We start from the raw sequence: 15,160 nt of genomic DNA, 5'->3' as shown, positions 1-15,160 counted from the left end.
ATGGCGAGAGTGATCTCGCCAATTTTTATATGCTTTTAAAATTTAAAATTCTGTCACAAACTGACTCTAAAAACTCAACGTCATGGGATATTATTAAAATCAACTTATCTTCTTCCTTTACTTTCTTTATGTTTTTAGCTACTATTTTCATATTTCTATAGTCCAATCCACTGGTTGGTTCATCGAAAAATAGAATTTTCTTGTCTGATAGTAAAGCTGATAAGATAATCACTCTCTGTTTTTGTCCTCCTGACAAGGTGTGAGGATTCCTATCACTGATATTTTTTAACTCCATATCTTTTAACCAAGTATCTAAAGCATTATTATCTTTAGTATTTGATGTTAATACTATTTCATCTTTAACACTGTCTGTAAATAACTGGCAGTTCACTTCCTGCATAATAAGCAGGCTCTCATTTAGCCTACTTTTTATATTTAAATTATCATCATCTTTTAAAATTTTACCTTTATTTTCTTTGTATAAGCCACATATAATTTTTGCTAACGTAGACTTCCCAATTCCATTTTCTCCAACAATTCCAATAATATTCCCATAGCAAAATTTAAGATCCTCAATGGACAAAATTATTTTGGTATTTCTTTTGAATATTAGATTTTTTAACTCTAATAAAGTCCCTTTATTTGAAGTTTCAAAATCATCAAATCTTTCAATAGCTTTATAATCAGAATGCCTAAGTCCAGTTCTCATTCGTTCATCTTCACTTAGATTTTCAATTTCGTCCATACTATATTCTCTGATGATTTTTCCATCCTCTAAGTATATTGCTCTATCAACAATGTCTTTTAAATACCACAACCTGTGTTCTGCAATAATAATAGTTTTTCCTAAAGATTTAAGCTTTTTTATTGTAAGAGATAGTTCTTTCATTGACTTTATGTCTAAGCTTGAAGACGGTTCATCAAGAATAAATATCTCAGGGTTTAATGCATAAATGCTTGCTATAGCAATCTTCTGCTTTTCTCCTCCAGAAAGATTGAATATATTTTTATTCATCAACTTTTCAAGATGAAGCTCTTTTTCAACTTCTTCAATCCTTTTGTTAATTACTTCTCTTTCTATTCCGTAATTTTCTAAACCAAAAGCAATTTCATCGGTTGTATTGATTGTATAAAACTGTGTTTTAGGATTTTGAAAAACCGAGCCTACATTCTTAGATAATTTATAAATTGGTGTAGTAAATGTATTCATACCATTGACCATAACACTGCCGGAAATGTCCCCATCATAAAACTCAGGTATTATGCCGTTCATAAGCTTTAATAGAGTCGACTTTCCGCAACCACTCCTACCACACAGAAGAATGCATTCCCCTTTTTTGATTTTCAAATTTATATCTTTTAATGAGTAATCAGATCCTCCCTTATACTTAAAACTTAATTCTCTAATTTCGATCATAAGTCCCACCCTGATACTTTCATAAATATTACTATTGATAAAATTAAAATCATAAGAATTAGAACACCAATATCATTTTTTCTAAACTTAATTAGGTGTCTACTTGTTTTGTTAACAGGAGCATCGAGTCCCCTTATAATGGCTGATTGAGAGAGCTCATCCCCAAGTTCTATCACACTTACGAACAATGGCACAAAAAAATATTCCATAATTAATGTTGGTCTTCTTGTTAAATTGATTAAGTTAAAATTAATTCCTCGAGTTTTCATCGCCATATTTATATGACTCCATTCGTCTTTAATAGTAGGCAAACATCTAAATATTACAGAAATCATTATGAGCGAGTCTTTTGAAAGTTTTAATTTTTGTAAAGTTGCCACTGCACTGGAAACAGATGTTGAATTTAAAATCCATTTACCCACGATAATACATGGCAGAAATTTTCTTCCAATTGCCAAGATAAATAAAATTAAATTCAAAAGAAAATTCATACTAAAATAGGCTAAAGATTTTTCCAATACTACACTTATTACAAAAAATAAAATATACCTTATAGCGGATTTTTTATAACCATCGCTAATAATAATGACAAGGAAAAATAATGTAATAAGGCTTTGATAGATCCAATCAAACCCTAAAAAAATTAAAATATTTGCACCTATAAGCAAGATAAGTTTTGTTCTGAGGTCATATTTTGACCCCAGAACAAACTTTGAATTTTCCATTATAAAACTCCTGCGGATTCCAACTTTTTATTTAGTATTTTCTTTGTAAAATAAGAACCAATCAAAGAGAATATAAATGTTCCTATAATCATAACTGGTAACATCCATATTGGTGTCCATGCCCTTACTGTGTTACAAAAGCTTTGATCTAAGCCACCTTTTATTACACTTTCAAAAAATGCTTCTCTCATAACCCAAATTGGTAAGAATCCTCCAAATAAGTTTAGAGAAAAAAACATATGACTAATTGTATTTTTCTTAAAGTCTGTATAATTCCCACCTTTTGCTATGAACATGGCAATTATTCCGGCAGGCACTGCCACTAATGGTGCAATTGGAATATGCCCAGTTGCAACTAATAAAATACTTGGTAAGATAGCTGCGATTACAATAGCAGTAGCTGACTTTGTTTTTGCAAGAATCATATGATAGGTTGGTGCAGCAAGTAGTGCTACAAGCATAGGCATTAGTAAAAATAAAACAGGGACTGGCATAGATATTGCCCCAATTACTGCATATGTTACAAAGTAAAGTGCAATTAAAACACCGGCTGTAACTGCGTTTTTTGATGATTTCTTTTGTGTTTTCATAAGTTTCCTCCTTTAAAATTGATTGTTACTGTACAATCTTCCATTCTTTAGACTTTTCTTGATAATTCCATAAGTCTTTATATAGTCCTTCATTTTTAATAAGTTCTTCATGCTTCCCAACTTCCTCTACATTTCCTTTGTTTAAAACAACAATTTTATCAGCTCCCATTACGCTCCTTAGTTTATGAGCTACAACCACAACTGTTTTATTTTTAATTAAATTTGATATGGCTTCTTGTATAATAAGTTCATTTTCAGGATCAAGTGAAGATGTTGCTTCATCAAGTAGTATTATTGGTGCATTTTTTAATATTGCTCTCGCTATTGATATTCTTTGTTTCTCGCCTCCAGACAGAGTCGCTCCTCCTTGTCCAATCATAGTGCCAAATCCATCATCTTTTTTGACTATAAAGTCATAAGCTCCTGCCATTTTTGCAGCATTCATGATTTCATCTTTACTTGCATCTTCATTTCCAAATTTTATATTGTTATAAATTGTGTCTTTAAAAAGATATACATCTTGAAAAACAACAGAAAATTTATCCATTAATTTATCAGGGTCGGCTGTTAGCAAATCTACTCCACCAATTTTAATTGTCCCTTCATTAGGATCATAAAATCTGGAAATTAATTTAATTAGTGTAGATTTTCCAGAGCCAGAGTAACCAACAAAGGCGGTTAATTCATTTTCATTAATGTCTAATGAAACATTATCGATAACCTTAGATTCCTTATAAGAAAATGAAACATCACAGATTTCAATTTTGTTGCTTTCGTTTACATCGGAATTTCCTGACATAGGTTTAGCGTTAAGTAAGTTAATGATTCTCTCTCCTGAAACTGATGCCATTTGTAAACCTGTATAATTTACAAGTGCAAGCTCTAATGGATCAAAAATCCTTGTGCCTACAAATAAGAACATTAAAAATGTATCAATTTCCAAAGATCCATTTATAAACAAATAGGAACCCGCTAAACTCATCAAAGGAAGTCCTATTCTTAAAATCATACTTGCTATAGTAGTTAATGAACCAACTCCTTTCTCACTCTTAATATTTGCATTTCTTGAGTTATCTATATCTTCTTCAAGCTTTGTTAATGTATCATCTAAGCTGTTATAAGCTTTTAGAGTCTTAATAGCATCCAAATATTCGTTTATATCTTCTTCCTCTTTTATCCTCATTTTCTTTGTTTTTAAATAAATTTGTTTCTGAAAGTTTTGCATGAGCGTGAGAAGTAGAACAGAAATAGGTAGTCCTATAAGAGTTGCTATTCCCATTTTTACATTAATCATCAAAAATAATATTGAGCAAAGAACCGCTACACATATACCACTGAAAAATTGAGGTAATTGATGAGTTACTGCCGTTTCAACTTTGAAAAAATCATTCATTAATGTATCTAAGATCTCTGCTGAACTTTTCCCTGAAATATAACCTATTGGCAGTTTTCTTATGTGGTCTGCAAGCTCTATTCTTCCATCTGCACTTGTCTTGTATCCAAGTTCATAGGTATATTTTGTGGCTAAATTTTCCAATAAGAATGTTATTAAGAAAAATACTGCCATTATCCCAAAATACTTCCATAAAAGTCTCGTATCTATATTATCTGCTCCTCTATTTAAAAATAGTGTTTCTACAACTTTCGCCAAAGCAATAAATGGTATAAGGTTGGAAATAGATGCCAAAACATTTAAAATAATTGATTTTCTTATATTATTCATCTTTCCTAATGTAATATTTCTTATCATTCATTCTCACTCCCTTCTATATCCATTTGCCAAATATTTGTCTTCTTATAAATATCAAAGAGTCGCTTATATATTCCATCTGCAAGGATTAAATCTTCATGCTTACCTCTTTCTGCAATTTTTCCATCAGATATTACTAAAATTTGATTTGCATATTCTATGGTATTTAACCTGTGAGCAATCATGATGACTGTCTTATCTTTAACCAATTCAGACAAAGCTTCCTGCATAAGATATTCATTTTCAGAATCAGCAAAACTTGTTGCCTCGTCTAATACTAATATAGGTGCATCCTTTAAAATTGCTCTTGCTACTGCAATACGTTGTTTCTCTCCGCCAGATAAATAAGTTCCTTTACCCAAAACAGTATCATACCCATCAGGAAGTTTTTCAATGAAATCATGACATCTTGCTTTTTTACATGCTTTTATGACATCCTCTTTTGTAGAACCTGTCTTTGCCATAGCAACATTATTGAAGACTGTATCTGTGATAAGATCACTGTCTTGAAAAACGAATGCTATCCTCTCCATTAAGGCGTTCATCGGAATATTTTTTATATTAACTCCACCAATTTTAATAGAGCCTTCTGAAGGATCGTAAAATCTGGGTATTAGCGTTCCAATGGTAGATTTGCCTGCTCCCGAATAGCCAACCAATGCTGTAACTTCTCCTTGTTTAGCACAGAAGCTTATATTCTTTAAAACCTCTTCATTTCCATAAGAAAAGCTTACATTATTAAATTCAAGATCATGACCTTTTATCTCTTCCTTGCTATTTTCAATTGTCAATTCTTTTTGATCTATAATTTCGTAGATTCTCAAAACAACTTCATTTAGTAAATTCATTCCTTCTGCAAAATCTCTAAGTTTTAATGCAGGTACGCTAATGGCAGGTGCAAGAATCAAATAGAAAATAAAGACTGTAGTGAAATCCAAGTTATTATTTCGTGACATTAAAAGTATTCCTACTGGAACTATGAATGTAGCAACAGATAAAATAAACATTCTAAATGAAACAAATCCCGGTCTTATCATTGATGTCATCGAACTTGTAAAGTCTCTATATTCTCCTACTGACTTTGAAAAAGTTTTAAATGATTTTATTCCCGTTCCAAATATTTTCACTTCCGGCATACCTTTAACGTATTCAGTAGTTGCTGAATTAATTTGATCTAAAATCGCAAAGTTCTTCTCAAGTCCACCCGACTTTATAATCTTTGCCATGATTGCAATCTGAATTCCTAAACCAACAAATATAATTAACAAAGTCGTAAGACCTAATATTAAATTTATCTTCAACATAACAATTATCATTGCTAAAATTAGTACTAAAGTTGAAATTAAATTTGGTAATTGATGAGAAAAATATCCCTCAATTTGATTCATATCCGATCCCAATACTTGCCTTATTTTTGACTTGTTGTCTCCGGTAAAAAATCCTAAAGGAAGATTCCCAATATGAAATAATATCTTCTTTTTTAAGTTAGCTATTAAAACATATGAAAACTTATGACATAAAATACTACCTATGTAAGTCAAGCAATATGCCAATACCACTGCTGCAAGTCCATAGATACAAAACTGCATTGTACTTTGTTCTAATTTCCCATATAAAAATAGAGATTTTATGACTTTGTATATCACCAAAATTGGACAAATACTTAATAGCATCCCAAGACTAACAAATAATATTCCTCCTACAAGTTGTCCTTTTTTTATTTCACTGTAGGAAATAATATCTTTGATTGATTTCTTCTTTTTCATCTAAAACTTGCCTCCTTACCGAACGAGTTCGTTCATTTGCCTTAAAACTAATACAAGGAAAACACCATTGATGTTTCCCTTGTATAATACTTATATTTTATTTTTCTCTAATGAGATCTTTGAAATAGTTCGCTTATTATTCCAAAGGCTTCACTTGAATTTGTTTTGTTTTCTCCATTAATAATATAGTCGTTATATATTGTTCCAACAGCTCCGTATAAAATAAAAGCTGCAAAACTTCTCACATTTTCTCTATTTATTCCCATATTATTTTCTATTTTTTTATTTTCAATTCCTTCAATTATAAACTCTGAATAGACATCTATAAATTTTCCAATGTAATGAATCAATTCCCATAGCCTGTAAGAGTTATCAGTAATTGAATTCTCTTTTGAAAAATTATATCTTGTTGTAAATTGACTGATATCTTTTACTATGAGTTCTCTTAAAATTTTTATTCTTTCTTCGTAATCCATTTCCTTATTTTGAAGTATATCCAACTTATTTTTTAGTTTTTCTTCAAAATACGTTTCCATACAAGCCAAGAAAATATCTTCTTTCGATTTAAAATAGTAATAAAACATTCCTGGCGCTCCATTAACTTCTGCGAGAATATCTCTAACAGAAACTTTCTCATACCCATACTTTTCAAAAAGCTTAGAAGCAATAGTTATAAGCTCTTTTCTTCTTTCATCAGGATTCTTTGTAATTCTATTTGACAATTTTTCACCACCAATTGACCGACACTCGTTCTTTTTATATATGTTATCATTTGCTAACTATTTTGTCAAGTACTTTATTGCTACTAATTAAAAATTTGCTTAAGTTAATTAAAAATGGCGAGAGTGATCTCGCCATTATTTATTATTATATTAAACTTTATATTTACAAAGATTTTTTATATTCATCAATACACTTAGTTCGCAGAGAAAACAAGATGATTTGACGTTGTGCAGAATTTTTTGGAGCGAGTCGTATGAAGATACGTCGCAGCGACAAAAGAATTCGAAACTAGTCAAAGGGCTTGTTTTAGCGTGAAATAAGGCGAGCGTTTTTAATCACAGCCAATGGAAACGGAATCTCTTCGCTATTAAACACTGTTAGTTCCCCTTCCACTGTAATCATCTCTTGCTCTTTAGGGTATTTTTGATTTTTGTCTTTCAATATATATTGCAGACCTTGTTGGCAGCACGCCTGTCTATCGTTGATAACGACGTAGTGATCCATGCCGGATGTGTCTGTTGTCTCAAGGTCTATGGCAAGTCCTCTAAGTTTGATCTTGATGCCTTCGAAGCTCTTTGGATCTTCAGCGATCATTGCGACTATGACGTAGTTCATGTCTGCGTCGTTGCCTGTTAGGTCGTAATCGTACCCTCTTTCTTCGCCCTCTTCGCTAGAAGCATCTTCGTCCTTTGCTTTGCTCTCATCATTATCCACTGCTTCTTCCTTAGCCATCTCATTCTCATCCAGCTCTACTTTCTTCTCATCAGTCGTCATCCCTTTGGAAGCCTCTTTCATCTTCTTGATGGTTTGGTTAGCAACGCTGTTTGGCATGTAGCGATAAATTACTTTTTTGCTCGTAAAGGAGAACAGCATCAAGACTAAAATCAAGATTCCGACTATGGTCAAAATTCTCTTTCTTGTTTTATCCACGTTTCATACCTCCAATTACTGACATGATTAAAAATATTACGAGATTCATCACGACTATGGTCGAGCCGACTGGTGTCGAGGCAAGTATCGCAAAGACTGCGCCGCCTAGTGCCGAGATGAGCGATATAACTGCCGATCCGATGGCGATCTTTCTAAATGAGTGAAAGACTTTCATCGCCGAAACTGCTGGAAAGACTATGAGTGCTGCGACTAAAAGCGAACCCACAAGTCTGATTGCAAGTGTGATCACAACTGCGACTACCATAGACAAGACTGTGTTTAGCCTTTCAACTTTGATGCCTGACGCACTCGCAAGGTCCTCGTCGAAGACTGTGATGTAGATTTCTTTGTAGTAGTAGATGAAGAAAAGTATCACGAGTATTGACAAGGCGATGGATGTGATGACGTCAAACTTTGTAAGTGTTAGTATGGATGTTGAGCCAAAAAGTGTTGTGCACACGTCGACTGAGACGTTGGGGCCGACTCTAAAGACGTTCATAACAAGGTAGCCTGTTGCCAGTGCCGATACTGAGACCATGGCGATGGCTGCGTCAGAGATAATTTTCTTGGAATTGTTGCCTTGAAGTAGTATTAGTGCGAAGAATATGGTTAGTGGTAGTGCTAAAGCAAGCTTTTGTGTGAAGCCGATGGCTGTCGCTATCGATAGGGATGCGAAGGCTACGTTTGAAAGTGAGTTTGCGATGTAAGAGTAGCGCTTCAAAACGAGTATCACGCCTAAGAAGGCTGATGCAAGTGCTATGAGTGAGGCGCATACTAGTGCGTAGCGCACGAAGGGGTAGCCTAGGTAGAAGATGAATTTATTCACTAAGTCCATGTGTAGCATCTCCTTTCTCCACTTTTATATGATGGTTTTCAAGCTTGATGACCTTCTTGGCAAAGCCTCTTGCTCTGCCTATGTCGTGCGACACCATGATGATGGCTGCGCTCTTGTTAAGCTCATTAAGCATTGTGTACAAGCTCTCTTGCGCATCTGGATCTAGACCTGCAAGCGGCTCATCTAGTATAAGGAGCTTCTTGTCTTCTACGAAGCTTCTTGCAAGCAAAACTCTCTGCCTTTGTCCACCTGATAGTGATGAAAAGCGCCTGTCTTTTAAATCTAAGATGCCGAACTTCTCTAAAGAGTCAAGGGCTCTCTTCTTTTCTTCTTTAGTGTAGAAGAACCTCTTCTTAATCTTAAAGCCTGATAAGACTAGCTCGAAGATTGTAGTTGGAAAGTCCTCTGCTATGGAGATAAGCTGCGGTAGGTAGGCAATCTCGTCCTTTGTGATGCCTTCCAGTATTATATCTCCTGAGATCTTCTTGTTTAAACCCAAGATGGTCTTCACAAGTGTGGACTTACCTGAACCGTTGTCGCCCATGATGACGATGTAGTCCTTGTCATCTACTTCTAGGTTTATAAAGTCACTTAGGACTTGACCATTGTAGCCAAATCCTAAGTTCTTAAGTGTTAATTTCATTAATTTAGTGCCTTCTTCAAAGCATCTAAGTTCATTTGCATGTATTCAAGGTAGCTCTTGCCGTCCTTTGAGCCTACATTTTCCATAGATGTCATCTCAAGTATGTCTTGATCTTTAGCCTTTGAAGAGTTCTTTACAGTGTCAGCTATCTTGCCGTCTGAGCCCATTAGCTTGATGATGTGCTTTAAGCCAAGCTCGTCAAGTTTTTGTGCTAAGAAGCTGATAGTTTCAAAGCTTGCTTCTGATTCTGCTGAGCAGCCAACGAAGGCAGCGTAGTAGTCAAGGTCAAGGTCATTTACTAAGTAGCGGAACGGGAAGCGATCCGCAACTAAGATAGTGTCAACCTTTGCAGTCTTTCTTGCTTCTTCAAAATCTGCTTCAAGTGCATCAAGCTTTGCTGCGTATACTTCGTAGTTTTTATCAAACTTGTCTGCGTTCTTTGGATCAATTTCAGCTAGTGCATCAGCTATCGCTCTAGATATAGTCTTTGCATTCTTTAATGATAGCCATACGTGTTCATCATATTCTACTTCTTCATGTTCATGATCGTGGTCATGGTCGTGGTCGTGGTCGTGATCAGCATCTTCATGTTCATGATCGTGGTCATGGTCGTGGTCGTGATCGTGATCAGCATCTTCATGTTCATGGTCGTGGTCGTGTTCCATACCTTCTTTAACTTCCTCTTCCTTAACACTGTCTCCTAAGATTTCAAGCATGTTAAGAACTTTTGCATTTTTTGCTTGTTTAGCTGCATCTGGAGCCCACTCATCAGATTCGCCGCCAACATATAAGAAAAGGTTTGAATTAGCAATCTCTTCGATGTCAGAAGCTGATGGTTCGTAGTTGTGAAGGCTCACACCCTTGTCAGTAAGGTTTACTACCTCTACGTCAGTACCTTCTGCGATGTTCTTTACCCAATCATATGCTGGGAAGATGTTTGTAACGACCTTGATAGCGCCGTCCTTTTGTATACTGTCTGCTTCACTTGCTGGGATTGACTCAGCTTGAGGTGCCTCTGTCTTTTCGGGTGCCTTGTTTGAATTACAAGCTGATAGCAAAACTAAAGCTAGTAAGCACGCTAAAAAGATATTTATTTTTTTACTCATTTTATTCTCCTTTATATATTAATTATATTTTTTGTATTTTGTATATTTTGTATATTCTACTATTTACTCTCTTATTTTCTTATTATAAATCTTCTAATCGTTCATCCTTACCATAAGCTCGACGGGCGTCTTTGATGAAGAGACTCTCGTTATACTTGTAAGGCTCTTTATATATACCAAGACTAATAATATTAGTAGCACTGCCTTGCTTCTAAGGTTTAGTGACTTTTGCATGTCTGATACCATATCCATAAAGCGGCATATAGGGCAGGAGCTGCGTCTACATATGTGGAAGGCGCTCATGGACGCAACGAAAAAGCTTAGTAGCGACATTAGGGCTAAGATGATGCATAGTATTGCGATTAAAACTTTGACACGCTTTGACATATAAGCCTCCTTTATTACACGGCTTATTATATAGCAAGGCCGATAAGATGTCAAGATTTCAACGCTTGTATGGATTAAAATATATATGTTGATGCGTACATATGTAATTTGAACATAAAAAAAATGGCCGGAGCAATCCGACCAATCTTTTATACAAATAATTTTGAATGTGAACCTAAACGTAAAATGTTCAGTACTAATACATCTTTCTTCTTTTGATATATCAGCAGTAAATCAGCTTCTATATGACACTCTCTTGTACCAATATAGTCACCCAACAAAGGATGATCTTTATATTTTGCTTCTAATCTTTCTCCCTTAGCTAGCTTATCGATGACTTCAAAAACTTTATCAAGCCTTCTTTCTTGTCCTTTAAAAAGTTTAATATCTTTTTTGAATTTCGAAGTAAACTTTATTTTGTACTTCATACTTCTAAAGCTCTTCTAAGGTCTTCAGTATTATCATAAGAAGGCACCGAACTGTCATAAGCTATCCTTTCGCCTTCTTCAATTGCCTCTAGTGTCTCTTTATTTGGCACGTCTAATCTTACGTCAAAGGGTATGCCGCCCTTTCTAATGCTAGCTCTTAAAAACATATTTATGGCTGTCGACATATTTAAACCAAGTTCGGCATATATATCTTCAGCTGCCTTTTTTATGTCTTTATCAAGTCTTACATTTAAGTTAGTGTTACTCATAATATCACCATCCTTAAGATAATTCTAGCACTTTATAAGGACTTTGTCAATACATTGTCATTATTGTGGCATGAAAAAACTGTGAGAGATGAGTCCCACAGTTTTCTTGTTTATATAAGAATTTATTTATTTTGTCGCTCTTGTACTACGAGTAAATTTCGCCGGAAAAATGAGATGATTTCGCGTTGTACAGAATTTTTACGAATGAGTCGTATGAATAATACGTCGCAGTGAGTAAAAATTCGAAACTAGCGAAAGGGCTCATTTTAACAAGAAATTTTATGCGTCGCTACGCGAGAAACCATTCTTCATCAAGCACGAAGAAGTAAACAATACCTTATCCAAGTAATCCAATGTTTCTTTTTCTACGAAGTCGGATATTTCTTGGTTTGCTTTTTCGAAGAAGGCTTCTTTATCCTTTGCGTTTGCGTATTCTTCGTCGAACTTGTTGATTAGTTCGTTCATCTTATTATTGATCTTGATTTGGTAGCGTTCAACATTGGATGCGTTTTCTGCAAAGTGTGCGTCTGCAAGGGCACCTATGATTCTGTTGATCCAGTAGAAGTTGTCTGTCGATGGCTTTGTAACTGCCTTGCCAACATAGTCTGGAGTCTTAGAAACCTTTGTGTAGAATGGAACTATCGCGTTGAATACGTTAGAGCCAAGTGCTAGCCAGTGAAGTGCTTTCAAGTCGTCTGGCATGTAGCCTCTAACTTGTGTTAAGCCTAAAACGTTGTTTCTGTTTATACCTATAGGTCTAAAGATACCTGATTTCATTTCGTCTTTGTGCTTTGCGTAGCAGTCGTATGGTGTACCTTGATAATGGTTTGAAAGTGCCCATTTAACTTCTTCTATGGTAATCTTCTTTTCAGGTACCATTGCCCATGGTAGATCGTCATCTGTTGGTCTTAGGTCTGCGTCCATTCCATCCCAGAAGTATGTCTTTGGATTGAAGTAACGAAGTAGAACCCAAGCTCTTGGTGTGTTGTATGTGTGGTCTGAGTCGTCGTGTGAACCGAAGGCATCTCTTGGGTTAAATACCTCTTCTTCACTCATTCTCTTATCTAGATGTGCTTTTTTAACTAAGTCTTTCAATGATTTTGAGCACATGTAGTTTTCTTCTGCGCCATAAGCGTCGTCAAAGTCGAACTCGTCTATGCCTAGTTGGTTTGGCATGATAACGTAAGCGTTGTCAGGCACTCTCTTTGCCATCCAGTTGTGTCCGCCAATAGTTTCAAGCCACCAAATTTCGTTTTCGTCTTGGAAAGCGATACCGTTCATTTCGTAAGTACCGTACTTTTCAAGAAGAGCTCCAAGTCTTCTTACACCGTCCTTAGCACTTTTGATGTATGGAAGTGTAATAGTAACAAGGTCTTCTTCACCGATACCACCGAAGTGTTCAGTACCGTCTTTGTCCTTGTGATACTCTACCAATGGGTCAGCTCCCATAACAAGCTCGTTTGTTGTAAGAGTTTCAGTCGCGTTCATAGTAACGTTTGCTGCGTTTACACCATAAGCACCCCAAATGCCCTCACTTGTGTCAGAGCTTGGAGAGTAAGTGTAGTCCATAGGGTCATCTGGTAAATCGATCTCAACCTTTGAAATCACTGCTTTGTATTTGCGAGGTTGATCCTTTGCCTTCATCACTGCAAATCTCTTTGCGCAGAAGATGCCAGATGGTGAGTCCTCATTTCTTGCGACTATAGTTGAGCCGTCGTAGCTCGCATTTTTACCGACTAGGATTGTTGTACATGCCATATAATTACCTCTCTTTCTTTTCTTTTGCTTTAATAATATTAAATCTTACACAGGATTTTTACCCATTATAACAAAAAAGACTACACATTTTATAGTATAGCTTTGAAAAATGTCTAATCGGAATAGAATTATAAATTAACGCGAAAGTAATAGGTCTTCGTTCTTCACCCATCCCAATTTTTTAAATAAATTATGGAATAGTAGTGACAACACTGCTGGTAAAATAATATATGTCAATAGAGCGCCAATCATTGTCATGGTCATATCTTCCCCTTGCATTGCATTAAAGGTTTCTAAAATTCCGACTAATCCTGAAGTTCCCATTCCAGCTCCTAGCGGAGTATTTTTTAATTGAAATACACAAGTTGCGATAGGTCCAGTCACCATGGACGCTAAGCTTGGTGCAAGCCATATCTTCCAATTCTTCACTATGTTTGGTATTTGCAACATACTAGTGCCAAGTCCTTGAGCAAGAAGGCCGTCGAAGCTGTTCACCTTGAAGCTGATCACCGCAAAGCCCACCATTTGCGCGCAGCAGCCAGCAGTCGCAGCGCCTGCAGCGAGGTCACTTAGTCCAAGCATCATGCAAAGAGCCGCAGACGATATTGGGAGCGTCAAAACCATTCCAACGATTAAGGAGACTATTATCCCCATGAAGAATGGTCTTAGCTTAGTCGCTTCGATAATGATATCACCTAGTCCCACCATCATCATATTGATGGAAGGGCCGACGAATTTTGCGATCGCGAAGCCCGATAGTATGACTGTAAGCGGTGTTGCGATGATGTCAATCATAGTCTCCTTCGAGATGAGTTTACCGAGCTCGATTGCAACGACTGAGGCGATAAGGCAGCCAACAGGTCCACCGAGTTCGTTACCGATGTAGCCTACTGCAAGCGATGAGAGCATGACAAGGTTCGGTGCCTTTAGCGCAACTCCTATCGCTGCGGCGATGGCTGGGCCAGTCATGTTTTTGCAAAGCGGCCAAAGCTCCTCAGAGAGAAATTTTAATCCTGTGTGAGTGCCGATTGTGTTAAGTATAGTGCCGATAAGTAGCGATGCGAACAGACCCATCGCCATGTTGCCAAGTACGTCAATAAGGTAGACCTTGTATGAGATAAGTACGTTCTTCTTGTGTAAAAATTCTTTTATTTTCATTTCATCAATCTCCTTTTTTGATATTATAGCACTAATAATTTTTATGTGAAGGGATTTTTTGCCATTTTTTCACGATTTTGAAAACTTATTAATATTTAATTTTATCTTTGTTAGTTCTATGTGAATGTTTTAACTTTCTTGTTAAAGCAATCCCTTTGGGAAGATTTGTCAAGGACATAAACAAAATTTCTTTGATAAATTTATATCTTCTCCGTTTCTCTCTTGATTAGCTTTAGTATTTTATCCTTGTATGTTTCGCCTGTATCTTGCTTAAAATGTAGGTTTACAGTATATTTTGTTTTTCCAATATCCATTATTAACTGTTTATTGGGTGGTGCTTGTATTTTCCTTTTTTTCTTCTTCCATAAGTTCTCCTTTCCATTTTTGACAAAGAAAAAAAACAGTAAATCTTTTTTGATTTACTGTTCTGAGAATTGCATATTATATTTTCTTAAATTAAATTGTGTATCTCAATCATCTGTAAATTCAAATAAATCTTCTACACTAACATTAAATACTTTTGCAATATCCATGGCTAATTTTAATGATGGATTATATTTCCCATTTTCAAGATGTACAATAGTTTCTCTTCTGGCATTTACCATTTCAGCAAGTTCAGATTGCTTATATTTTGCCTTTTCTCGATATTCTTTCACTTTCGTTATAAATGCCATA

At 35.5% G+C, this 15,160-nt stretch carries 17 protein-coding genes; all 17 read right to left on the bottom strand.

The genetic code is table 11. From position 1 onward, the window contains the following. Window positions 1–25: 25 nt before the first annotated feature. Window positions 26–1,417, bottom strand: a complete 1,392-nt coding sequence (locus KO172_RS03030) for an ABC transporter ATP-binding protein (RefSeq protein ID WP_215492074.1) — start codon at window positions 1,415–1,417, stop codon at window positions 26–28. Continuing rightward, window positions 1,414–2,142 carry an energy-coupling factor transporter transmembrane component T gene (locus KO172_RS03025; protein ID WP_215492073.1) on the bottom strand — a complete coding sequence of 243 codons (729 nt, stop codon included), beginning with the start codon at window positions 2,140–2,142 and terminating at the stop codon, window positions 1,414–1,416. The genes KO172_RS03030 and KO172_RS03025 overlap by 4 nt, the downstream gene beginning before the upstream one ends. Continuing rightward, window positions 2,142–2,732: an MptD family putative ECF transporter S component gene (locus tag KO172_RS03020; RefSeq protein WP_215492072.1), complete on the bottom strand. Its 591-nt coding sequence runs from the start codon at window positions 2,730–2,732 to the stop codon at window positions 2,142–2,144. The genes KO172_RS03025 and KO172_RS03020 overlap by 1 nt, the downstream gene beginning before the upstream one ends. A 25-nt stretch (window positions 2,733–2,757) precedes the next feature. After that, entirely contained in the window at window positions 2,758–4,482 is a 1,725-nt protein-coding gene (locus KO172_RS03015) for an ABC transporter ATP-binding protein (RefSeq protein ID WP_215492071.1), read from the bottom strand. Next, the gene (locus KO172_RS03010; RefSeq protein ID WP_215492070.1) at window positions 4,479–6,248 is read right to left on the bottom strand and encodes an ABC transporter ATP-binding protein; all 1,770 of its coding nucleotides are present in this window, start codon (window positions 6,246–6,248) and stop codon (window positions 4,479–4,481) included. Before KO172_RS03010 ends, KO172_RS03015 begins: the two co-directional genes overlap by 4 nt. Window positions 6,249–6,355: 107 nt before the next feature. Then, window positions 6,356–6,970 carry a TetR/AcrR family transcriptional regulator gene (locus KO172_RS03005; protein WP_215492069.1) on the bottom strand — a complete coding sequence of 205 codons (615 nt, stop codon included), beginning with the start codon at window positions 6,968–6,970 and terminating at the stop codon, window positions 6,356–6,358. Between the two features lie 307 nt (window positions 6,971–7,277). After that, window positions 7,278–7,901: a hypothetical protein gene (locus KO172_RS03000; RefSeq protein WP_215492068.1), complete on the bottom strand. Its 624-nt coding sequence runs from the start codon at window positions 7,899–7,901 to the stop codon at window positions 7,278–7,280. Further along, complete coding sequence (locus tag KO172_RS02995; protein ID WP_215492067.1) at window positions 7,894–8,736, bottom strand: metal ABC transporter permease; 843 nt, start codon at window positions 8,734–8,736, stop codon at window positions 7,894–7,896. The genes KO172_RS03000 and KO172_RS02995 overlap by 8 nt, the downstream gene beginning before the upstream one ends. After that, complete coding sequence (locus KO172_RS02990; RefSeq protein ID WP_215492066.1) at window positions 8,720–9,379, bottom strand: metal ABC transporter ATP-binding protein; 660 nt, start codon at window positions 9,377–9,379, stop codon at window positions 8,720–8,722. The genes KO172_RS02995 and KO172_RS02990 overlap by 17 nt, the downstream gene beginning before the upstream one ends. Next, on the bottom strand, window positions 9,379–10,485 hold the full coding sequence (locus KO172_RS02985) for a metal ABC transporter substrate-binding protein (protein WP_215492065.1): 1,107 nt from the start codon (window positions 10,483–10,485) through the stop codon (window positions 9,379–9,381). The genes KO172_RS02990 and KO172_RS02985 overlap by 1 nt, the downstream gene beginning before the upstream one ends. Before the next feature lie 93 nt (window positions 10,486–10,578). Continuing rightward, on the bottom strand, window positions 10,579–10,872 hold the full coding sequence (locus KO172_RS02980; RefSeq protein ID WP_215492064.1) for a hypothetical protein: 294 nt from the start codon (window positions 10,870–10,872) through the stop codon (window positions 10,579–10,581). 149 nt (window positions 10,873–11,021) lie between these two features. Next, window positions 11,022–11,300: a type II toxin-antitoxin system YafQ family toxin gene (locus KO172_RS02975; protein WP_215492063.1), complete on the bottom strand. Its 279-nt coding sequence runs from the start codon at window positions 11,298–11,300 to the stop codon at window positions 11,022–11,024. Next, window positions 11,297–11,569 (bottom strand): type II toxin-antitoxin system RelB/DinJ family antitoxin, encoded by a 273-nt coding sequence (locus KO172_RS02970; protein ID WP_215492062.1) that lies wholly within the window; start codon window positions 11,567–11,569, stop codon window positions 11,297–11,299. The genes KO172_RS02975 and KO172_RS02970 overlap by 4 nt, the downstream gene beginning before the upstream one ends. A 279-nt stretch (window positions 11,570–11,848) precedes the next feature. Continuing rightward, window positions 11,849–13,327 (bottom strand): C69 family dipeptidase, encoded by a 1,479-nt coding sequence (locus KO172_RS02965; RefSeq protein ID WP_215492061.1) that lies wholly within the window; start codon window positions 13,325–13,327, stop codon window positions 11,849–11,851. A gap of 135 nt (window positions 13,328–13,462) precedes the next feature. Continuing rightward, window positions 13,463–14,485: a PTS sugar transporter subunit IIC gene (locus tag KO172_RS02960; protein WP_215492060.1), complete on the bottom strand. Its 1,023-nt coding sequence runs from the start codon at window positions 14,483–14,485 to the stop codon at window positions 13,463–13,465. A 200-nt stretch (window positions 14,486–14,685) separates the two neighbouring features. Next, window positions 14,686–14,799, bottom strand: coding sequence for a transposon-encoded TnpW family protein (locus tag KO172_RS02955; RefSeq protein ID WP_081689748.1), 114 nt, complete (start codon window positions 14,797–14,799; stop codon window positions 14,686–14,688). A gap of 156 nt (window positions 14,800–14,955) precedes the next feature. Then, window positions 14,956–15,159, bottom strand: coding sequence for a helix-turn-helix transcriptional regulator (locus KO172_RS02950; protein WP_008750788.1), 204 nt, complete (start codon window positions 15,157–15,159; stop codon window positions 14,956–14,958). Window position 15,160: the final 1 nt, after the last annotated feature.

Source organism: Fenollaria sporofastidiosus (genome assembly GCF_943169635.2).
GTDB lineage: Bacteria > Bacillota > Clostridia > Tissierellales > Peptoniphilaceae > Fenollaria > Fenollaria sporofastidiosus.
The sequence above is the reverse complement of the archived record's forward strand: the minus strand, read 5'-3'. Positions and strand labels throughout refer to the sequence as shown.